At 63.0% G+C, this 20852-nt stretch carries 20 protein-coding genes; 13 read left to right on the top strand and 7 right to left on the bottom strand.

All coding sequences use genetic code 11. From position 1 onward, the window contains the following. Positions 1-33: 33 nt before the first annotated feature. Genes fmt through GEV38_RS00420 form a run of 4 tightly spaced genes read left to right on the top strand, consistent with a single transcriptional unit; the run spans position 34 to position 3996 of the window. On the top strand, positions 34-966 hold the full coding sequence (gene fmt, locus GEV38_RS00435; protein ID WP_054572538.1) for a methionyl-tRNA formyltransferase: 933 nt from the start codon (positions 34-36) through the stop codon (positions 964-966). After that, positions 963-2273, top strand: coding sequence for a 16S rRNA (cytosine(967)-C(5))-methyltransferase RsmB (gene rsmB, locus GEV38_RS00430; protein ID WP_054572537.1), 1311 nt, complete (start codon positions 963-965; stop codon positions 2271-2273). Before fmt ends, rsmB begins: the two co-directional genes overlap by 4 nt. Positions 2274-2296: 23 nt before the next feature. Next, positions 2297-3670: a Trk system potassium transporter TrkA gene (trkA, locus tag GEV38_RS00425; protein WP_013970264.1), complete on the top strand. Its 1374-nt coding sequence runs from the start codon at positions 2297-2299 to the stop codon at positions 3668-3670. 11 nt (positions 3671-3681) lie between these two features. Further along, on the top strand, positions 3682-3996 hold the full coding sequence (locus GEV38_RS00420; RefSeq protein WP_015268437.1) for a tetratricopeptide repeat protein: 315 nt from the start codon (positions 3682-3684) through the stop codon (positions 3994-3996). A gap of 97 nt (positions 3997-4093) precedes the next feature. Here the strand turns inward: GEV38_RS00420 and GEV38_RS00415 are convergent, their stop codons facing one another. Then, a complete protein-coding gene (locus GEV38_RS00415) occupies positions 4094-4981 on the bottom strand; it encodes a lysophospholipid acyltransferase (protein ID WP_015268436.1) in 888 nt (295 codons plus the stop codon). 41 nt (positions 4982-5022) lie between these two features. Continuing rightward, positions 5023-5574: a DNA-3-methyladenine glycosylase I gene (locus tag GEV38_RS00410; protein ID WP_003260004.1), complete on the bottom strand. Its 552-nt coding sequence runs from the start codon at positions 5572-5574 to the stop codon at positions 5023-5025. An 83-nt stretch (positions 5575-5657) separates the two neighbouring features. Here GEV38_RS00410 and glyQ point away from each other — a divergent pair, with 83 nt between their 5' ends. From glyQ to GEV38_RS00390, 4 genes are read left to right on the top strand one after another with little or no spacing between them, the layout of a single operon-like run. Beyond that, positions 5658-6605: a glycine--tRNA ligase subunit alpha gene (glyQ, locus tag GEV38_RS00405; protein WP_013970261.1), complete on the top strand. Its 948-nt coding sequence runs from the start codon at positions 5658-5660 to the stop codon at positions 6603-6605. Beyond that, entirely contained in the window at positions 6602-8653 is a 2052-nt protein-coding gene (gene glyS / locus GEV38_RS00400) for a glycine--tRNA ligase subunit beta (protein ID WP_013970260.1), read from the top strand. The genes glyQ and glyS overlap by 4 nt, the downstream gene beginning before the upstream one ends. A 3-nt stretch (positions 8654-8656) precedes the next feature. Beyond that, positions 8657-9184 (top strand): D-glycero-beta-D-manno-heptose 1,7-bisphosphate 7-phosphatase, encoded by a 528-nt coding sequence (gene gmhB / locus GEV38_RS00395; protein WP_015268435.1) that lies wholly within the window; start codon positions 8657-8659, stop codon positions 9182-9184. A gap of 46 nt (positions 9185-9230) precedes the next feature. Continuing rightward, positions 9231-10016 carry a 1-acyl-sn-glycerol-3-phosphate acyltransferase gene (locus GEV38_RS00390; RefSeq protein WP_025337179.1) on the top strand — a complete coding sequence of 262 codons (786 nt, stop codon included), beginning with the start codon at positions 9231-9233 and terminating at the stop codon, positions 10014-10016. Between the two features lie 199 nt (positions 10017-10215). On the opposite strand, the gene GEV38_RS00385 is transcribed toward GEV38_RS00390, so the two are convergent. Together GEV38_RS00385 and GEV38_RS00380 are read right to left on the bottom strand one after the other, a co-directional pair. After that, positions 10216-11835 carry an MFS transporter gene (locus GEV38_RS00385; RefSeq protein ID WP_137137807.1) on the bottom strand — a complete coding sequence of 540 codons (1620 nt, stop codon included), beginning with the start codon at positions 11833-11835 and terminating at the stop codon, positions 10216-10218. Positions 11836-11933: 98 nt separating this feature from the next. Then, a complete protein-coding gene (locus tag GEV38_RS00380) occupies positions 11934-13580 on the bottom strand; it encodes a GMC family oxidoreductase (protein ID WP_054572535.1) in 1647 nt (548 codons plus the stop codon). Between the two features lie 221 nt (positions 13581-13801). Between GEV38_RS00380 and GEV38_RS00375 the strand changes: the two genes are divergently transcribed. Continuing rightward, positions 13802-14689, top strand: coding sequence for a LysR family transcriptional regulator (locus GEV38_RS00375; protein WP_015268432.1), 888 nt, complete (start codon positions 13802-13804; stop codon positions 14687-14689). On the opposite strand, the gene GEV38_RS00370 is transcribed toward GEV38_RS00375, so the two are convergent. Genes GEV38_RS00370 through GEV38_RS00360 form a run of 3 tightly spaced genes read right to left on the bottom strand, consistent with a single transcriptional unit; the run spans position 14678 to position 17688 of the window. Further along, the gene (locus GEV38_RS00370; protein ID WP_015268431.1) at positions 14678-15496 is read right to left on the bottom strand and encodes a sulfite exporter TauE/SafE family protein; all 819 of its coding nucleotides are present in this window, start codon (positions 15494-15496) and stop codon (positions 14678-14680) included. The two genes, GEV38_RS00375 and GEV38_RS00370, sit on opposite strands and share 12 nt — an antisense overlap. Next, on the bottom strand, positions 15493-16764 hold the full coding sequence (locus tag GEV38_RS00365) for an FAD/NAD(P)-binding oxidoreductase (RefSeq protein ID WP_173895516.1): 1272 nt from the start codon (positions 16762-16764) through the stop codon (positions 15493-15495). Before GEV38_RS00365 ends, GEV38_RS00370 begins: the two co-directional genes overlap by 4 nt. Positions 16765-16803: 39 nt before the next feature. Continuing rightward, on the bottom strand, positions 16804-17688 hold the full coding sequence (locus GEV38_RS00360; RefSeq protein ID WP_054572533.1) for an MBL fold metallo-hydrolase: 885 nt from the start codon (positions 17686-17688) through the stop codon (positions 16804-16806). Positions 17689-17910: 222 nt separating this feature from the next. Here GEV38_RS00360 and GEV38_RS00355 point away from each other — a divergent pair, with 222 nt between their 5' ends. From GEV38_RS00355 to GEV38_RS00340, 4 genes are all read left to right on the top strand, one after another. Continuing rightward, positions 17911-19203 carry a sigma-54-dependent Fis family transcriptional regulator gene (locus GEV38_RS00355; protein WP_054572532.1) on the top strand — a complete coding sequence of 431 codons (1293 nt, stop codon included), beginning with the start codon at positions 17911-17913 and terminating at the stop codon, positions 19201-19203. A gap of 227 nt (positions 19204-19430) precedes the next feature. Then, positions 19431-19838, top strand: coding sequence for an RcnB family protein (locus GEV38_RS00350; protein WP_015268427.1), 408 nt, complete (start codon positions 19431-19433; stop codon positions 19836-19838). 90 nt (positions 19839-19928) lie between these two features. Beyond that, positions 19929-20231 carry a type II toxin-antitoxin system HigB family toxin gene (locus GEV38_RS00345; protein WP_015268426.1) on the top strand — a complete coding sequence of 101 codons (303 nt, stop codon included), beginning with the start codon at positions 19929-19931 and terminating at the stop codon, positions 20229-20231. 6 nt (positions 20232-20237) lie between these two features. Next, positions 20238-20609, top strand: a complete 372-nt coding sequence (locus GEV38_RS00340; protein ID WP_015268425.1) for a type II toxin-antitoxin system HigA family antitoxin — start codon at positions 20238-20240, stop codon at positions 20607-20609. Positions 20610-20852 lie beyond the last annotated feature (243 nt).

Genomic DNA, 20852 nt, shown 5'->3' with positions numbered 1-20852 from the left:
GCAAGCCTTTTTCTTTTTTGAAGCGAGAACTCCATGCGCATCGTCTTTGCAGGCACTCCAGAGTTTGCCGCCGAACACCTCAAGGCCCTGCTCGACAGCCCGTACGAGATCGTGGCCGTCTACACCCAGCCCGACCGCCCCGCTGGCCGTGGCCAGAAGCTGATGCCGAGCCCGGTCAAGCAACTGGCTGTGGCCCATGACATCCCGGTGTTCCAGCCGCCGACCCTGCGCAACCCCGAAGCCCAGGCCGAACTGGCTGCGCTGAAGCCGGACCTGATGGTGGTGGTCGCCTATGGCCTGATCCTGCCGCAGGTGGTGCTGGATATCCCGCGCCTGGGCTGCATCAACAGCCATGCCTCCCTGCTGCCACGCTGGCGCGGTGCCGCACCGATCCAGCGCGCCGTGGAAGCCGGCGACGCCGAGAGCGGTGTGACCGTGATGCGTATGGAAGCGGGCCTGGACACCGGCCCGATGCTGCTCAAGGTGGTCACCCCGATCAGCGCCGAAGACACCGGCGGCAGCCTGCACGACCGCTTGGCCGAGATGGGCCCGCCCGCAGTCGTCCAGGCCATCGCCGGCCTGGCCGATGGTTCGCTGCACGGTGAAGTGCAGGACGATGCCTTAGCCACCTACGCGCACAAGCTGAACAAGGACGAAGCGCGCATCGATTGGAGCCGCCCGGCCGTCGAGCTGGAACGCCTGATCCGTGCCTTCAACCCGTGGCCGGTGTGCCACAGCACCCTCGATGGCGAAAGCGTGAAAGTGCTGGCCGCCAACTTGTCCACAGCGATAGGCACCCCGGGTGAGATCCTCTCCGCCAGCAAGGACGGCCTGGTTGTCGCCTGCGGTGACCAGGCACTGAGCCTGACCCGTCTGCAACTGCCCGGCGGCAAGGCACTGAACTTCAGCGACCTGTTCAACAGCCGTCGCGAGAAATTCGCCAGCGGCAAGGTGCTGGGCCAATGAACCCACGCCTCGCCGCCGCCCGTGCCCTTGCCGCTGTACTCAGTGGCAAGGCCTCGCTGAACAGTTCGCTGCCAGCGCAACTGGACAAGGTCGATGAACGCGACCGCGGCCTGACCCAGGACCTGGCGTTCGGTACCGCACGCTGGCAGCCACGCCTGGACCTGCTGGCCGCGCAGCTGCTGCAGAAGCCGTTCAAGGCCGCCGATGCCGATGTGCAGGCGTTGCTGCTGGTCGGCCTGTACCAGCTGTTCTACAGCCGTATCCCGGCCCACGCTGCCATCGGCGAGACCGTCGGCTGTGCCGACAAGCTGAAGAAACCGTGGGCCAAAGGCCTGCTCAATGCCGTGCTGCGCCGCGCCCAACGCGAAGGCGAAGAATTGCTGGCCGGCATGGAGCGCGACCCGGTGGTACGCACTGCCCACCCGCGCTGGCTGCAGAAGTCGCTCAAGGCCTTCTGGCCAGAGCACTGGGAGGCCATCTGCGCCGCCAACAACGCCCACCCGCCGATGATCCTGCGGGTCAACCGTCGCCACCACAGCCGCGATGCCTACCTGGCACTGCTGGCCGAGGCAGGCGTTGGCGCCAGCGCCTGCCAGTACAGCCGTGACGGTATCGTGTTGGCCGAAGCCTTCGATGTGCGCGGCCTGCCAGGCTTTGCCGAAGGCTGGGTGAGCGTGCAGGACGAAGCCGCGCAGCTGTCCGCCGACCTGCTGGAACTGGCCCCCGGCCAGCGCGTGCTCGACGCCTGCTGTGCACCGGGTGGCAAGACCTGCCACCTGCTGGAAGCCGAAGCCGGCCTGGCCCACGTGGTGGCCATCGACCTCGAAGCCAAGCGCCTGACCCGCGTGCGCGAGAACCTCGACCGCCTGCAATTGGACGCCGAGCTGATCGCCTGCGATGCCCGCGACACCGCCAGCTGGTGGGACGGCAAGCCGTTCCAGCGCATTCTGCTCGATGCCCCCTGTTCGGCCACCGGCGTGATCCGCCGCCACCCTGACATCAAGCTGACCCGTCAGGCCGACGACATCCCGGCCCTGGCCACGCTGCAAGGTGAGCTGCTCGATGCCCTGTGGCCGACCCTGGAAGTGGGCGGCATGCTGCTATATGCCACCTGCTCCAGCCTGCCGACCGAGAACACCGAAGTGATCGATGCCTTCCTTGCCCGCACCTCGGGCGCCCGTGAGCTGGACCTGGCCACCGAAGCCGGCCTGCGCCAGCCCCACGGCCGCCAGTTGCTGGCCCAGGAGGGCGGCCACGACGGTTTCTACTATGCCAAGCTGATCAAGATCGCCGCCTCGCGCGGATAAGAACAAAAGGTAGGGAGTAGCGGATGAAGATCATCATCCTCGGCGCAGGGCAGGTAGGCGGTACGCTGGCGGAGCACCTGGCCAGCGAAGCCAACGACATCACCGTGGTCGACACTGACGGCGACCGCCTGCGCGACCTGGGCGACCGCCTGGACATCCGCACCGTGCAGGGCCGCGGCTCGCTGCCTACGGTGCTGCGCCAGGCCGGTGCCGACGACGCCGACATGCTGGTGGCGGTAACCAACAGTGACGAGACCAATATGGTCGCCTGCCAGGTGGCCTATTCGCTGTTCCACACCCCGACCAAGATCGCCCGGGTGCGCGAGTCGGCCTACCTGACCCGTGAAGAGCTGTTCGACAACGACCATATCCCGGTCGACGTGCTGATCAGCCCCGAGCAGGTAGTGACCAACTACATCAAGCGCCTGATCGAGCACCCGGGCTCGCTGCAGGTAATCGACTTCGCCGAAGGCAAGGCCCAACTGGTGGCAGTGAAGGCGTACTACGGCGGCCCATTGGTAGGCCAGCAACTGCGCCAGATCCGCGCGCACATGCCCAACGTCGACACCCGCGTGGCGGCCATCTTCCGCCGCGACCGCCCGATCACCCCGCGGGGCGACACGGTGATCGAAGCAGACGACGAAGTGTTCTTCATCGCCGCGAAGAAGGACATCCGCGCGGTGATGGGTGAGCTGCGCCGTATCGACGAAACCAACAAGCGTGTGGTCATCGCCGGTGGCGGGCAAATCGGCGAACGCCTGGCCGAGGCTATCGAAAGCCGCTACCAGGTGAAGATCATCGAGATGAGTCCGGCCCGTTGCCGACACCTCTCCGACACCCTGGAAAGCACCGTGGTGCTGCAGGGCAGCGCCTCGGACAAGGACCTGATGCTGGAGGAGAACATCGCCGACGCCGACATCTTCCTGGCCCTGACCAACGACGACGAGGCCAACATCATGTCGTCGCTGCTGGCCAAGCGCCTGGGCGCCCGCAAGGTGATGACCATCATCAACAACCCGGCCTATGTCGACCTGGTGCAGGGTGGCGACATCGACATTGCCATCAGCCCACAGTTGGCCACCATCGGCACCCTGCTGGCGCACGTGCGCCGGGGCGACATCGTCAGCGTACACTCGCTGCGCCGCGGCGCGGCCGAGGCGATCGAAGCGGTGGCGCACGGGGATTCGAAGTCGAGCAAGGTGGTCGGCAAGGCGATCGAAGACATCGCGCTGCCACCGGGCACCACCATCGGCGCGATCATTCGTGACGAAGAGGTGATGATTGCCCACGACGACACCATGATCGAATCGGGCGACCATGTGATCCTGTTCGTTGTGGATAAAAAGCATATCCGGGATGTGGAGAAGCTGTTCCACGTCGGCTTGAGTTTCTTCTAGGAGCACAGGGCATGCGCGAATCGCTGGAGAAGATGCTGGCCAAGGGTGTGGATAACCCGTTGTTGAGGTTCGGCCTGGGCAAGGCCTGGCTGGACGAAGGCAATGGTGCTGAAGCGGCGGTGCATCTGGCACGGTGCGTGGAACAGGACCCGAAGTACTCGGCGGCGTGGAAGCTGCTGGGCAAGGCGCATCAGCTGCAGGGTGACCTGGCGGCGGCGCGCAAGGCCTGGGAGGAGGGGATCGTGGCGGCGCAGGCCCATGGGGACAAGCAGGCCGAGAAAGAGATGACCGTGTTTCTGAAGAAGCTCAGCAAGACATCAGGTTAACGCGGTCCCTGTGGGAGCGGGTTCACCCGCGAATGCGATGTTGGATTCACCGACGCATTCGCGGGTAAACCCGCTCCAACAGGGGACAGTGAAAATCTCAGTACCAGCGCGCCTCGCCAGCCGGGCGCTTCTTGAAGCGCTTCATGCTCCACATGTACTGGCTCGGGTACTCGCGCACATAGCGCTCGACCACCTTGCTCATCGCCGCCGCCGACACGGTCACATCGGTGCTGTACATCTCTTCCGGCGCCGCCTCCAGGAACACCTTGAAGCCCGAGCCGTCAGGCAACCGCAGGGCATGCAGGAACACCCCAACCGCCTTGCCCCCGGCCAGCATGTTCGGAACAAACTTGCTGGTCAGCGCCTGGGTACCCAGGAACGGCACGAACACCCCGGCCGACTCCGCCGGCTCCGGGTCGGCAGGAATACCCACCTGACCACCACGGCGCACTTCCTTGATCACGCTGAGGATGCCTTCCTTGGTCGAAGGCGCCACGCGGTTGCCCATCTGCACCCGCTGCTCGCGCAGCAGGTCATCCACCGCCTTCAGCTTCGGCGGGCGATAGAAGATGATCGGTTTGCACTGGTTGCAGTAGAAGTGGTTCAGCACTTCCCAGTTACCCAGGTGGCTGGTGATGCCGACCACGCCCTTGCCCGAGGCCAACGCCTGCTCCAGCACTTCCAGGCCGTGCACTTCCTTGACCAGCTCCAGCGAGCGCTGCGGCGGCCAGATCCAGGCACAGGCACTTTCGACGAAGGATTTACCGATGTCCTTCAACGCGCGGCCCACCAGCTGCTCGCGCTCGGCCGGGTCCATCTCCGGGAAGCACTTGGCCAGGTTGATGCGCACGACATTGCGCGAGCCGTTGGGGATCTTCCACATCAGCCAGCCGATACCGGCGCCGACGCGCTGCACAGCGCCCCAGGGCAGCTTGGCAAACAGACGCAGCACCCCGACCATCAGGGCGCCCTTGAACTTTTCCACAGGCGAATTCCTTATTTCAGCAAGGCGCGCATTGTAACCCCTCAGCGCAACAAGGCGGCGTAGCGATCGCAATCGGTGGTGTGGTCCATGACCATGCCGGTGGCCTGCATGAAGGCATAGCAGATGGTCGGGCCAACGAACGTGAAGCCGGCTTTCTGCAGGGCTTTGCTCATCGCCTTGGCTTCATCGGTAACCGCTGGCACCTCGCTGCGGCCAGTGAAGTGGTTGATCTTCGGCGCACCACCGACGAATGACCAGAGCCAGTCGGCGGGGTTGTCCACAGCCAGCCAGGCCTGGGCATTACGCCTGGCAGCCTTGAGCTTGAGGCGGTTGCGGATGATGCCGGCATCCTGCATCAGCTCCTCGATGCGTTCGTCGCTCATGACGGCGAGTTTCACCGGATCGAAGCCGTGCATCACCTCGCGATAACGCTCGCGTTTACGCAATACGGTGATCCACGAAAGCCCCGCCTGGAACCCTTCGAGCAAAAGCATCTCGAACAGCAACGCCGGGTCACGCTGGGGCGTTCCCCATTCCTGGTCATGGTAGGCCTGGTACAACGGATCGTCGGTACACCAAAAGCAGCGTGGCATAAGGCTCCAATGAGTAGAGGGCGAGGCGAATCAGGTTATACTCCCGCTCTTTACATCCGCATCCCCAGATACAGGTGAATTTCGTGAGCCAGCCTACGCCAGCCGTGCGTACCTTCCAAGACCTGATCCTCGCCCTGCAGAACTACTGGGCCGAGCAAGGTTGTGTGGTGCTTCAGCCCTACGATATGGAAGTAGGCGCCGGCACTTTCCACACCGCTACATTCCTGCGCGCCGTGGGTCCAGAAACCTGGAACGCCGCCTATGTGCAGCCTAGCCGTCGCCCTGCCGACGGGCGGTATGGCGAAAACCCCAACCGCCTGCAGCACTACTACCAGTTCCAGGTGGTACTGAAGCCCAACCCGGCCAACTTCCAGGAGCTGTACCTCGGCTCGCTGAAAGCCATCGGCCTGGACCCGCTGGTCCACGACATTCGCTTCGTCGAAGACAACTGGGAATCGCCGACCCTCGGCGCCTGGGGCCTGGGCTGGGAAATCTGGCTCAACGGCATGGAAGTCACCCAGTTCACCTACTTCCAGCAGGTAGGCGGCATCGAGTGCTACCCAGTCACTGGTGAAATCACCTACGGCCTGGAGCGCCTGGCCATGTACATCCAGGGCGTCGACTCGGTGTACGACCTGGTGTGGGCCGACGGCCCGTTCGGCAAGGTCACCTACGGCGACGTGTTCCACCAGAACGAGGTGGAGCAGTCGACCTACAACTTCGAGCACGCCAACGTCGACAAGCTGTTCGAGCTGTTCGACTTCTACGAAAGCGAAGCCAACCGCCTGATCAAGCTTGAGCTGCCGCTGCCGACCTATGAAATGGTCCTGAAGGCCTCGCACACCTTCAACCTGCTGGACGCCCGCCGCGCCATCTCGGTAACCGAGCGCCAGCGCTACATCCTGCGTGTACGTACCCTGGCCCGGGACGTGGCGCAAAGCTATCTGCAAGCCCGCGCACGCCTGGGCTTCCCGATGGCCACCCCTGAACTGCGTGACGAAGTGTTGGCTAAGCTGGAGGCTGCACAATGAGTGCTCAAGATTTCCTGGTAGAACTGGGCACCGAGGAGCTGCCACCGAAGGCCCTCGCCAGCCTTGGCGAAGCCTTCCTGGCGGGTATCGAGAAGGGCCTGCAGGCCGCTGGCCTGAACTACACCGGCAAGCAGGTTTACGCCGCGCCGCGCCGCTTGGCCGTGCTGATCCGCCAGCTCGACGTGCAACAGCCTGACCGCAGCATCAATATCGACGGCCCGCCCCTGCAGGCTGCTTTCAAAGACGGCGAGCCGACCCAGGCTGCCTTGGGCTTTGCCAAGAAATGCGGTGTGGAGCTGTCGGAAATCGACCAGAGCGGCCCCAAGCTGCGCTTCTCCCAGCACATCCCGGGCAAGGCCACCACCGGCCTGCTGCCGACCATCGTCGAAGATTCGCTCAACGACCTGCCGATCCCCAAGCGCATGCGCTGGGCGGCCAGCCGTGAAGAGTTCGTGCGCCCGACCCAATGGCTGGTGATGCTGCTGGGCGACCAAGTGGTCGACTGCACCATCCTGTCGCAGAAGGCAGGCCGTGAATCCCGTGGCCACCGCTTCCACCACCCGGAAAACGTGGTCATCACCACCCCGGCCAACTACGTCGAAGACCTGCGCAAAGCCTACGTGCTGGCCGACTTCGCCGAGCGCCGGGAGCTGATCAGCAAGCGTACCGCCGAACTGGCCATGCAGCAGGAAGGCAGCGCCATCGTGCCGCCGGCGCTGCTGGACGAAGTGACCGCCCTGGTCGAGTGGCCAGTGCCGCTGGTGTGCTCGTTCGAGGAGCGCTTCCTCGAAGTGCCGCAGGAAGCCCTGATCACCACCATGCAGGACAACCAGAAGTACTTCTGCCTGCTGGACAGCGAAGGCAAGCTGCTGCCGCGCTTCATCACCGTGGCCAACGTCGAGAGCCGCGACCCGAAGCAGATCGTGCAAGGTAACGAGAAGGTCGTACGCCCACGCCTGACCGACGCCGAGTTCTTCTTCAAGCAGGACAAGAAGCAGCCGCTGGAAACCTTCAACGAGCGCCTGAAGAACGTGGTGTTCCAGGCTCAGCTGGGTACCGTGTACGACAAGGCCGAGCGCGTCTCCAAGCTGGCCGCCTTCATCGCCCCGCTGATCGGCGGCGACGCCCAGCGCGCCGGCCGCGCCGGCCTGCTGTCGAAGTGCGACCTGGCCACCGAGATGGTCGGCGAATTCCCTGAGATGCAGGGTGTGGCCGGTTACTACTACGCGCTCAACGACGGTGAGCCGGAAGACGTGGCCCTGGCCCTGAACGAGCAGTACATGCCGCGCGGTGCTGGCGCCGAGCTGCCGCAGACCCTCACCGGTGCTGCGGTGGCCATCGCCGACAAGCTCGACACCCTGGTCGGCATCTTCGGCATCGGCATGCTGCCTACCGGCAGCAAGGACCCGTACGCCCTGCGCCGTGCCGCCTTGGGCGTGCTGCGTATCCTGATCGAGAAACAGCTGGACCTGGACCTGACCGGTGCGGTCGAGTTCGCGGTCAAGCAGTTCGGCGCCAAGGTCAAGGCCGCCGGCCTGGCCGAACAGGTGCTGGAGTTCATCTTCGACCGCCTGCGTGCGCGTTACGAAGACGAAGGCATCGACGTGGCCACCTACCTGTCGGTCCGTGCCCTGCAGCCAGGTTCTGCCTTGGACTTCGACCAGCGCGTGCAGGCTGTACAAGCCTTCCGCAAGCTGCCGGAAGCCGAGGCCCTGGCCGCGGTGAACAAGCGCGTGTCGAACCTGCTGAGCAAGGCCGAAGGCGCCATCGCCGATCACGTCGAGCCGAAGTACTTCGACAACGCCAACGAGTTCTCCCTGTACTCGGCCATCCAGCAGGCCGACCAGGCCGTGCAACCGATGGCTGCTGCACGCCAGTACAGCGAATCGCTGGCCCGCCTGGCGGCCCTGCGTGACCCGGTCGACGCCTTCTTCGAGGCGGTGATGGTCAACGCCGAGGATGCCAAGGTACGCGCCAACCGTTATGCCCTGCTCAGCCGCCTGCGCGGCCTGTTCCTGGGCGTGGCCGACATTTCGCTGCTGGGGTAAGCCTTGAAACTGCTGATTCTCGACCGTGACGGAGTAATCAACTACGACTCCGACGCCTACATCAAGACGCTGGACGAGTGGGTGCCGATCCCTGGCTCGGTCGATGCGATCGCGCAGTTGAGCAAGGCGGGCTGGACGGTGGCCGTGGCCACCAACCAGTCCGGCATTGCCCGTGGCTACTATGCGCTGACTACCCTCGAGGCCATGCACGCGCGCCTGCGCGCGCTGGTGGCCGAGCAGGGTGGCGAAGTGGGCCACATCGTGTATTGCCCGCACGGGCCGGACGAAGGCTGCGATTGCCGCAAGCCCAAGCCTGGCATGCTGCGGGCGATCGCCGAGCATTACCAGGTCGGCCTGGAAGGCGTCTGGTTCGTTGGCGACAGCAAAGGTGACCTGGAGGCCGCCCTGGCCGTCGGTGCACAACCCGTGTTGGTGAAAACCGGCAAGGGCGAGCGGACCCTGGAAAAAGGCGTCCCGGAAACTACACTGATTTTCGACGATCTGGCAGCTATCGCCAGAGAACTAATTTAAACAGTGCGCCTTCGGGCGCATTTTTCTCAGGCGGGCATGCCCCGCAATGGTACAAGCCACTATGTCGATCCTGCAGGCGATCAGAATCTTTCTTTTTTACCTGCTGCTGGGCACCAGTTCGCTGCTGTGGTGCTCGCTGAGCTTCTTCGTTGCGCCGTTCCTGTCGTTCCCCAAGCGCTACAAGTTCATCAACGTGTACTGGTGCCGTTGCGCGTTGTTCCTGGTGCGCACCATCCTGGGTATCGACTACAAGATCACTGGCGCCGAGAACGTGCCTGATGAGCCTTGCGTGATCCTGTCCAACCACCAGAGCACCTGGGAAACCTTCTTCCTTTCCCAGTATTTCTCGCCGCTGAGCCAGGTGCTCAAGCGCGAGTTGCTGTATGTGCCGTTCTTCGGTTGGGCCATGGCCATGCTGCGGCCGATCGCGATCAACCGAGATAACCCCAAGGAAGCCCTGCGCCAGGTAGCCAGCAAGGGTGACGAGCTGCTCAAGCAGAAGACCTGGGTGCTGATCTTCCCGGAAGGCACCCGCGTGCCATTCGGCACCATGGGCAAGTTCTCCCGTGGCGGTACCGCGCTGGCAGTGAATGCCGGCCTGCCGGTGCTGCCGATTGCCCATAACGCCGGCAAGTTCTGGCCCAAGACCGGCTGGGGCAAGCGCGCGGGCACAATCGAGGTGGTGATTGGCGAGCCGATGTACGCCAACGGCACCGGGCCACGGGCCATTGCCGAGCTCAACGACCGCGCTGCGGCGTGGAACGAAGCGACCCAGCGGGCCATGGGTTCGCTGCCGCCAGCAGAGGAAAAACCCCAGGAACAGATGGCCTGACCATCTGTGGATAACTTGTGAACTGTTTTTGGATTAAAAGCCTGAAGTGATCGCTAAGTGTTTGAATTAGCTGTTTATTTCTGTGTATGACATTTTTCTGAAAATCGTGCATAAGTTTTTTGGGGCATAAGAAAACCGGCTTTTACAGCCGGTTTTTTATTGCCTCATGCGGGCGTGTAGAAACGGCCCGTTGCAACCGTCAGATCTTGTCGATATCCACATCCCTGGTTTCTTTCAGGCAGAAGATCCCCACCACCAGGCTGACCCCGGTCACCACCACCGGGTACCACAGCCCATAGAAGATATCCCCGGTGTACACCACCAGCGCGAACGACACCGTTGGCAGGAAGCCACCGAACCAGCCGTTGCCAATGTGGTAGGGCAGTGACATGGAGGTGTAGCGGATGCGAGTGGGGAACAGCTCGACCATCACCGCCGCCAGCGGGCCATAGGTCATGGTCGCGATCAGGATCATCGCCACGATCAGCACCACCACCATCACTTGGTTGACCTGCCCAGGGTCGGCCTTGGCCGGGTAGCCGGCCTGTTCCACCGCAGCACGCATGGCCGCTTCGTCGAAGCCGTTGATGGTCTTGTCACCGATGTTGACCACCACATCGCTGCCGGCCACATCCACAGAGCTGTACGGTAGGCCCTGCTTGACCAGGAAGGTCTTGACCTTGTCGCACGGGCTGTCGAAACGCGCCTTGCCCACCGGGTCGAACTGGAAGGTGCAGCCTTGCGGGTCGGCAGTGACAACGATCGGCGCCTGGCGGCTGGCCGCGTCGATCTGTGGGTTGGCGTAGTGGCTAAGCGCCTTGAACAACGGGAAGTACAGCACCGTGGCCAGGAGCAGGCCGAGCATCAGGATCGGCTTGCGGCCAATACGGTCGGACAACCAGCCGAAGAACACGAAGAACGGCGCACCAATGACCACGCTGATGATCAGCAGGGTGTTGGCCTGGGCCGGGTCCATCTTCAGCATCTGGGTCATGAAGAACAGCACGTAGAACTGCGCCGTGTAGAAGGTCACGGCCTGCCCGGCGTTGATGCTGAACAGGGCGGTGAGCACCACTTTCAGGTTCGGCCAGGAGGTGAACGACTCACGGATCGGCGACTTGCTGACCTTGCCCTGGGCCTTCATTTTCACGAAGGCCGGCGACTCGTGCATGCTCATGCGGATCCAGGTGGAAATCGCCAGCAGCACGATCGACAGCAGGAACGGCAGGCGCCAACCCCAGGTTTCGAACTGGTCGCCACTGATATAGCGGCTGCCCAGCACCACCACCAGCGACAACAACAGGCCAAGGGTGGCGGTGGACTGGATGAAACCCGTGTGGAAACCGCGCTTGCCGGGCGGAGCATGCTCGGCCACATAGGTGGCCGCACCGCCGTATTCACCCCCCAGCGCCAGCCCCTGCAGCATGCGCAGGACCACCAGGATGATCGGTGCCGCGATGCCGATGCTGGCGTAGGTGGGCAACAACCCCACCGCGAAGGTGGACAGGCCCATCAGCACGATGGTGACCAGGAAGGTGTACTTGCGCCCGATCATGTCGCCCAGCCGGCCGAACACCAGCGCACCGAACGGCCGCACCAGGAAGCCGGCGGCAAAGGCCATGAGGGCGAAGATGAAGGCGGTGGTGTCGTTCACGCCAGCGAAGAACTGCTTGCTGATGACCGCTGCCAGCGCACCATAGAGAAAAAAGTCATACCACTCGAAAACTGTCCCGAGGGATGACGCGAAAATGATCTTGCGTTCTTCACGACGGCTGGAGCTGCTGGCCGCCGCACCCTGCTCTTGGATGTAATCCGACATCGTTGCTGTCCTCGGCCCGCAGGCCACAGTGATTATTCTTGTTGTTCCACTGTCGGCAGCTTCTGACCGCCAGCTGCCGGTACTGCACGCACCCGGGGTCAGGGCGTCGGTATCGCGTCTTCGTTCAGATAGGTCTGGGTAGCAGCTCCTTTGAGGATCAGTTGCGCCGCCTTCTCGGCGATCATCAGGGTGGGTGAACAAGTATTGCCGGAGGTGATCTGCGGCATGATCGAGGCGTCCGCCACGCGCAGGCCAGGGATGCCGTGTACGCGCAACTGGTTATCCACAACGTCCAGTTCGCCATTGCCCATGCGGCAGGTGCCTACCGGGTGGAAGATGGTGGTGCCGATCTTGCCGGCGGCTTCGAACAGCTCTTCTTCGGTTTGCAGGGCTGGGCCCGGCAGGTATTCCTTGGGGTCGAACGCAGCGAGGGCAGGGGCCTGGACGATACGCCGGGTAAGACGAATGGCATCGGCGGCGACGCGCAGGTCCTGGGGGTCGCTGAGGTAGTTGGGGTCGATCAGCGGCGTGCTGTTCATGTCGCTGCTGCGGATATCGATACGCCCGCGGCTGGCCGGGCGCAGGTTGCACACCGAGGCGGTAAAGGCCGGGAACGTGTGCAGTGGTTCGCCGAATCGCTCAAGTGACAGCGGCTGCACGTGGTACTGCAGGTTGGCGGTGGCCTGCTCCGGGCTTGAACGCACGAATGCACCCAGCTGGCTCGGGGCCATGGCCAGCGGGCCACTGCGGTCATAGAGGTAGCGCAGGCCCATGCCCATCTTGCCCCACAGGCTGTTGGCCATCTGGTTCAGGGTACGGGAATTGCGGATCTGGTAGATCAGGCGCAGCTGCAGGTGATCCTGCAGGTTGCCGCCAACACCGGGCATGTCGTGACGCACGCCAATGCCCAGGCTTTCCAATAACTGCCGCGGGCCGATGCCGGAGCGCTGCAGGATACCGGGAGAGCCTACAGCGCCCGCACAGAGGATGATCTCGCGACGTGCCGCAAACTCGTGCCAGGCACCCTGCCAGAACGCCTTTACCGCCCGTGCACGGGTGTTGTTGAGCAGCACCTGGTCAACCTGAACGCCGGTCAGCACGGTGAGGTTGGGGCGATCCTTGATCGGCCGCAGGAAAGCTTTGGAAGCGTTCCAGCGCACACCGCTGCGCTGGTTGACCTGAAAATATCCACAGCCCTGGTTGTCGCCGGTATTGAAGTCATCGACCTTGCCGATGCCGCTTTGCTCGGCGGCATCACGGAAAGCATCGAGGATCGGCCAGCTATAGCGCTGGCGCTCGACCCGCCATTCGCCATCACCACCGTGGTGCTCGCTGGCGCCGGCAAAGTGGCTTTCGCTGGCCTTGAACAGCGGCAGTACGTCCTTCCAGGCCCAGCCGTCGTTGCCTTGCTCGGCCCAACGGTCGTAGTCGGCAGCCTGGCCGCGCATGTAGATCATGCCGTTGATCGAGGAGCAGCCACCCATCACCTTGCCGCGTGGATAGCCCAGCGCACGACCGCCCAGGCCGGGCTGCGCCTCGGTCTTGAAGCACCAGTCGGTGCGCGGGTTGCCGATGCAATAGAGGTAACCGACGGGGATATGGATCCAGGGATAGTTGTCGCGCCCACCCGCTTCCAGCAGCAGCACTCGGCAGGAAGGATCGGCGGACAAACGATTGGCCAACAGGCAACCGGCGGGACCGGCACCTACGACCACGTAGTCGAAGACAGAATCGGCTGATGGCATGTGCAACCTCGGGCCTGATTATTATTCTTGTCCCGATCCATCTTAGTGAGTAATTTCGTGGAGGAAACACGAGATTTCGCGCAGCCGCTGTGCGTTTTAGCACAGTGGTAAGTCTGTGCTGGCCTCTTCGCGGGCACGCCCGCTCCCACAAGGTAACGCGATCCCTGTGGGAGCGGGCGTGCCCGCGAAGAGGCCGGAACGAACTGCCAAAAAGGATCAGCATGTTCGACTGGAACGATCTGCGGTTTTTCCTCGAGTTGCAGCGCAGCGGCCGCCTGCTTACCGCCGCCAAGCGCCTCAACACCACCCACAGCACCGTGGCCCGGCACATCGAGAGCATCGAGCAGAGCCTGGGGACTGCGCTGTTCGTGCAGCATGCCCAGGGCTATGAACTGACCCCCTCGGGCCAGGCCCTGCTCAAGCACGCCGAAGCCATGGAAAACGTCGCCCTGCTGGCGCAGGAAGAAATCACCCAGGCCATCACGCCGCTGGGCAAGATTCGCCTGGGGGTGACCGAAGGCATCGGCATCATGTTCTTCACCCCGCGCATGAATGCGCTGTTCGACCGCTACCCCGGCCTGGAAGTGGAGCTGGTGGCAGTGCCGCGCTTCGTCAGCATCCTCAACCGCGAGGCGGAGATCAGCATCCACCTGGAGCGGCCCAACGCCGACCTGCTGATCACCCGCAAACTCACCGACTATCGCCTGGCCCTGTACGCCAGCCAGGACTACCTGGATCGCGCGCCCCCGCTGCGCAACCGCGAGGACCTGGCCCGGCACAGCTGGATCGGCTACGTCGACGACTTGCTGTTCAGCCAGGAACTGCTGTTTCTCAACAGCTTCTGTCGGGCCCCCAACGTGGTGTTTCGCAGCACCAGCGTGATCGCCCAGCAAACCGCCGCCCGCGCCGGGTTGGGCATCGCCGTACTGCCCAACTACATGGCCCGCCACGACTCGACGCTGGTGCGCGTGCTGCCTGGCGAAACCATCCAGCGCAGCTACTGGATCTGCACCCGCCGCGAACTGCACAAGTCAGTGCGCCTGCGGGTAGTGTGGGACTACCTGCTGGCGCTGTGCGCGGCAGAACAGAGCGAGCTGCTAGCCCAGTAGCGCCTTGCCGGACAGCAGCAGGGCCGCAGCCCAACCGGCCACGGCAAACATCTGCTGCAAGCGCGGCCCGGCCAGCCTGGCCGCCAATGGCCGCGCCAGCAGCAGGCCGAGCACCGCACCGACGGCGAACGGGGCGCCAACCTGCCAGTGCATGACCCCTGCGAGGCTGGCGCTGACCACACTGCCGGTGGACACCAGCGCGATCACCGCCAGCGAAGTGGAGACGATGCTGGCCATCCGCAGGTTGGTGTAGCGGTTAAGGGCCGGGATGATGACAAAGCCACCGCCCACGCCCAGCAGGCCGGACAGCAGCCCTGACAATGCGCCGGTAAAGGCCAGGGCGCGCGCGCAGGGCAGGGTCCAGCGCAAACGGCCCTGCAGCGGGTTCAGCACGCAGGGTTCGATGTAGCGATGGGCATCATTGGCTTCGCCGCGCAGTTCCTTGGCCGCCTTGCGCCAGATACGCAGGCAGGCATACACCAACACCCCGGCGAACACCAACTGCAGTGGCGTGTTCGGCAGGCGGTGCGCCAGCGTCAGCCCGAACGGCGCCGCTGCCACACCGATCAATGCGATGAACAGCGCCGCCCGGTAGCGCACCAGGCCCTGCCGCAAGCCCAGCACAGCACCCACCGCTGCCGCGATGCCTACGGCCAGCAGGCCGACCGGTGCCGCCTCGACCATCGACAGCCCCAGGCCGAACACCAGCAAAGGCACTGCGAGAATGCCACCGCCGGCACCGGTCAATGCCAGCACGGCACCGATGATCGCGCCCAGGCCCGCTCCCAGTATTTGATGTTCGATCACTGACGATCCTCGGCTACCAACGGCTGTGGCCGTGCCAGCCACTCGCGGCCCTTGAGCATGCTTTTCCAGTACAAGGGTGGCAGCACCTGCGCCTTGAGCAACCAGGCCAGACGTGTCGGCTTGCGGCCATCCAGCAACCAGTTGGGGAAGCTTGGAGCCAGCTTGCCGCCATAGGTGAACTCGGCAAGGACGATCTTGCCGCGCTCGACGGTGAGCGGGCACGAGCCATAACCATCGTACTGGGCCAGGGTAGGCAACCTGCCCAGGGCCACCAGCACGTTGTTGGCCACGACCGGAGCCTGCTTGCGTGCAGCGGCGGCGGTCTTGGCATTGCTGGTGTTGGTCACGTCCCCAAGGGCATGGACATTGGTGAAGTGGCGATGGCGCAAGGTGTGCGGGTCGACATCGACCCAGCCGGCACTGTCGGCCAACGGACTTTCACGAATGAAGTCCGGTGCCACCTGCGGCGGTACCACGTGCAGCATGTCGAAGGCCTCGATACGGGTTTCGCTGCTGCTATCGGCCAAGGTGCGCACGAAAGTGGCGCGCTTGTTCGGGCCGTCCACGGCGACCAGGCGATGGGAAAAATTGAGATCCACTGCGTACTTGTCGATGTACTTCATCAGTGCGGGCACGTAGTCCGCCACTCCGAACAACACTACACCGGCATTAAAGAAACTGGCTTTCACAGCCCCCAGGTGACCATGCCGCAGCCAGTGGTCGCAAGACAGGTACAGCGCCTTCTGCGGCGCGCCTGCGCACTTGATCGGCATGGGCGGCTGGCAAAACAGGGCTCGGCCTTGCTTGAGCTTCTGTACCAGTTCCCAGGTGTAGGGCGCCAGGTCGTAGCGGTAGTTGGAGGTGACGCCGTTGCGGCCCAAGGTCTCGCTGAGGCCATCAATGGCCGCCCAATCCAGTTTGAGGCCGGGGCAGACCACCAACTGTTCATAACTGATGGCGCGGCCGCCTTCGAGGAGGACCAGTTGGCCCAGCGGGTCGAACCCCTGCACACGTGCCTTTATCCAGCGAACGCCGCGTGGAATGGTCGAGGCCATGGTGCGAGCAGTGCTTGGCGCATTGAACACACCGGCACCGACCATGGTCCAGCCGGGCTGGTAGTAATGCACTTCGGCGGGGTCGATCAAGGTCACATCCAGCGACGGGTCACGGCTGATCAAGCTGGAAGCGGTGGCGATTCCGGCGGCGCCGGCACCGACGATGACCACTTTGTGGTGGTCGGTATTGGCAGGGGACAACAAGGCAGGCATGGCGGTAAATCCTGTAAATCTGGTTATGGGGCAGGGCGGTCACAGCTTGTTCAGCGGAATCTTCAGGTAGCTCACACCGTTATCTTCCGGCGCGGGGAACTGGCCGCTGCGCATGTTCACCTGCACCGAAGGCAGGATCAGCACGGGCATGTCGAGGGTCTTGTCGCGGGCTTCACGCATGGCGACGAAGCTGTCCTCATCGATGCCCTGGTGGATATGAATATTGTTGGCGCGCTGCTCGGCCACGGTGGTGACGTACTGCATGTCACGGCCACCTGGCAGGTAGTCGTGGCACATGAACAGCCGGGTCTGGTCGGGGAAGGCCAGCAGGCGACGGATCGAGCGGTACAGGGTACGGGCATCGGCCCCAGGGAAGTCGCAACGGGCGGTACCGTAGTCGGGCATGAACAGGGTGTCGCCGACGAACACCGCTATCTCGCCGGCGTCCTCGATCATGAAGCTCATGCACGCAGGCGTGTGCCCCGGGGTGTGCAACGCGCGGGCATGCAGGTTGCCAATGCGGAAACCTTCCTCGTCCTCGAACAACACATCGAACTGGCTGCCATCGCGGGCGAAGCCAGGCTCGGCGTTGAACAGGGCACCGAACACTTTCTGTACCTGGGTGATGTGCGCGCCGATGGCGGTATGGCCGCCGAGCTTTTCCTTCAAATAGGCCGCTGCCGAAAGGTGGTCGGCATGCACATGGGTTTCCAGCACCCACTGCACGTCAGCTCGCAGCTCCTTTACCCGGTTAATCAACTGGTCCGCCGAAGCAGTGCAGGTACGCCCCGACTTGGGGTCATAGTCCAGGACACTGTCGATCAACGCACACTTGCGCGTTTCGCCGTCCATGACCAGGTAGCTGATGGTCGAGGTCGCCTTGTCGTAAAAGGCGTCCACGTGCAGGTTGTTGCCGATGATCATCGCGTTCTCCAATTTATCCGCCCAGCCTTGTACAGGCGTAGGCAGTGCCAGGAGGTTTATCAAGATGCATGCCAGGCATTTTCCTGCGCTTGGGCCAATGAAACCGGCCCGTTGCTGACAATTGCCGACGACAGTGGCAGCGCAGATGGCAGTCGACTGTCAGCCAATGGCAGTGTTTGGCAGTCCTTGTTACCCTGCGCCGGTCATCCAATCGGTGCCGTCATGCCTGAAGCCCATCCCCTCATCCTAGCTTTGGTTTCCTATCTTGAGCACGATGCCCTGCCAACCATCGTGCTGGATACCGACTACAACATCCTGGCGGCCAACGCTGCCTATCGCCGCCAGTTCGGTCGCCACGAGCAGGCGCCGCTGGGCGAGAAATGCCACAAGGTCTCGCACCACTACGCCGTGCCTTGCGACCAGGCCGGCGAGCATTGCCCGATGCGCAAGGCGTGGCACAGCAAGGCACCGGAGCGGGTTTTGCACATTCATCACACGCCACGCGGCCCCGAGCATGTGGATGTAGAGCTGCGGCCGATCCTGGATGAACAGGGCAGGGTGGTGGCCTTTGTCGAACGCCTGACCAGCATCACCCTCGCGTCGGCGCAGCCTCAGGAACAAGGGCTGGTCGGCCGCGCGCCAGCGTTCAAAGCGGCCCTGGCCAGCCTGCAACGTGCGGCACCGGCGCAGATCCCGGTGTTGCTACAGGGTGAGTCGGGTACCGGCAAGGAACTGTTCGCCCGCGCAGTGCACTTGGGTAGCCCCCGGGCCAACGGCCCGTTGGTGGTGGTTGACTGTACCGGCCTGACCGAATCGTTGTTCGAGAGCGAGTTGTTCGGCTACGAGAAGGGCGCGTTCACTGGCGCCAACCAGCGCAAGATCGGTCTGGCTGAAGCGGCGCATGGTGGCACCCTTTTTCTGGATGAAATTGGCGAGGTACCGCTGGCGATGCAGGTGAAGCTGCTGCGCCTGATCGAGTCCGGCAGCTTCCGCCCGGTGGGTAGCCTGCGCACGGTGCATTCGGATTTTCGCCTGGTGTCGGCAACCCATAAACCGCTCAGGCAAATGGTCGCGGACGGCACCTTCCGCGAAGACCTGTATTACCGCATCAGCGGCTTCCCGATCCGTCTGCCGGCGTTGCGCGAACGCGTAGAGGACCTGCCCTTGCTCGCCCAGAGCCTGCTGCAGCGCATGGCAGGCAAGCCGACGCCCAGGCTGAGCGACGAAGCTTTGCAGCAGCTTGGGCTGCATCCATTCCCGGGCAACATTCGCGAACTGCGCAACATTCTGGAAAGGGCGCGCTTGTTTGCCGATGACGGGCTGATCCGGCCCGAGCATTTGCCGGAGGATATCGGCCCAGCGGGGGCGATCAAGACAGGTGGCCGGCGCAATCACCTGGGTGAACTGGCGCAGGCACTGGAACAGTTCAAGGGCTCGCGCAGTGAACTGGCCCGTCACCTTGGCCTGAGCGAGCGCACCCTATATCGCCGGTTGAAGGAGCTTGGCCTGAATTGACGCGTTGGCTGTGCTGGCCGTATCGCCGGCAAGCCAGCTCCCACAGGTACAGTACAGGCCCCGAATACGGCGCAATACCCGCTCCCATAGTGATGGCGCTTCACGGACCTTTACCGGACCTTTACCTCTGTCCTGACATTAAGCGGGAATGATTGTGGTCTGATCAGTTAACCGAACCTGGCAACCAGTCAGCTCCCGCCAGGCGTCAACATGCAGAGGACCGCAAAATGAAGAAAACCCTGACCGTGATCTGCGCCGCGCTCATGCTCAGCGCCCCCTTGGCCAGTTTCGCGCAGCCAGGCCCACCTGACCGGCATGATGGCGGCCCATCGCACCAGGGCAACCCACCGCATGGTCAGCCACAGTACCAAGGCCGACATGACAATGGCCGCGGTCCCGCCTACCGCGACCCGAACTTCCGCCCACAACAGGGCATGCCGGTTCCGCATCAGCAGTGGCAGCGTGGCCATGTGGTTGACCCGCATTATCGTGGCGACCGTTACTGGGTGACCGACTGGAAAGCACGCCACCTGTATGCGCCACCGCGTGATCACCGTTGGTTGTATGTGAACGGGGACTATGTGCTGGTGGCTATTGCCAGTGGTGTGATCGTCAACGTCCTCAGCGGTTACTGAATACCTGTTCCACGTGGAACGTTGAATCGTTGTCGGAGCGACTCTACCAACCCTTGCGTGCAGTCCCACCATGGGACTACACTACCAAACATGAAGATCATCGCCATCAGCCAGTTGAAAGCCTTTTGGGAAACCTACCCAAACGCTGAACAACCACTACGCGCATGGGTCGACGAAGCCAGGAAAGCGACATGGACGAGTCCTGATACCATCAAGAGCCAGTACCGTAACGCAAGCATCCTGAAAGGCAGACGCGTCGTCTTCAATATCAAAGGGAACGATTACAGGCTGGTGGTAGCCGTTGCCTACCGCTTTGGAGCGGTCTACATCAAGTTTGTCGGAACGCACGAGGAGTACGACAAAATCGACGCAAACACTGTGGAGATGGAGTGACTATCAATGAACATCCGCCCAATCCGCACCGACTACGACTACCGGGCAGCACTCAAGGAGATCTCTCCGCTGTTCGAGAATGAGCCAGAACCTGGCACACCCGAGGGAGACGCTTTTGAAGTCATGATCACCTTGATCGAGGCTTACGAGAGCAAGCATTTTCCGGTGGAGCTGCCAGACCCGATCGAGGCCATCAAGTTTCGTATGGAACAGTCCGGCCTAACCGCTGCCGATCTGGCTCCTGCCATAGGTAAGACAAACCGGGTCTATGAAGTGCTAAATCGTAAGCGTTCATTGACGCTGCCAATGATTTGGAAATTGCACGAAATGTTTGGCATTCCGGCTGAAAGCCTGATCAAACCAATGAAGACAGCTTGAAGCCAGCTGTCCACACTATTTGTGGAAGAGCGAATAAGCCTTGGAGGAATAGGGAAAGGTCACTAGCCTAAGAACCCGCTTCCCAAAGCCAACTATCATGGTCCCACTCCACTCGGCGCAGTTCCTCAACAACGTCATCTGAAAAATCGCCGAAGGTCTCCTCCCGGCACACCGAGAGACCGCGCCCATACAAACGATGGATGGCTTCCACTTGAGGGGCTACGCCGCTATCAACAATCACCA

The sequence above is a fragment of the Pseudomonas sp. 13159349 genome (assembly GCF_013305685.1).
In the GTDB taxonomy this organism is placed as follows: Bacteria; Pseudomonadota; Gammaproteobacteria; order Pseudomonadales; family Pseudomonadaceae; genus Aquipseudomonas; species Aquipseudomonas asiatica.
This window is presented reverse-complemented; position numbering and strand designations above follow the sequence as displayed.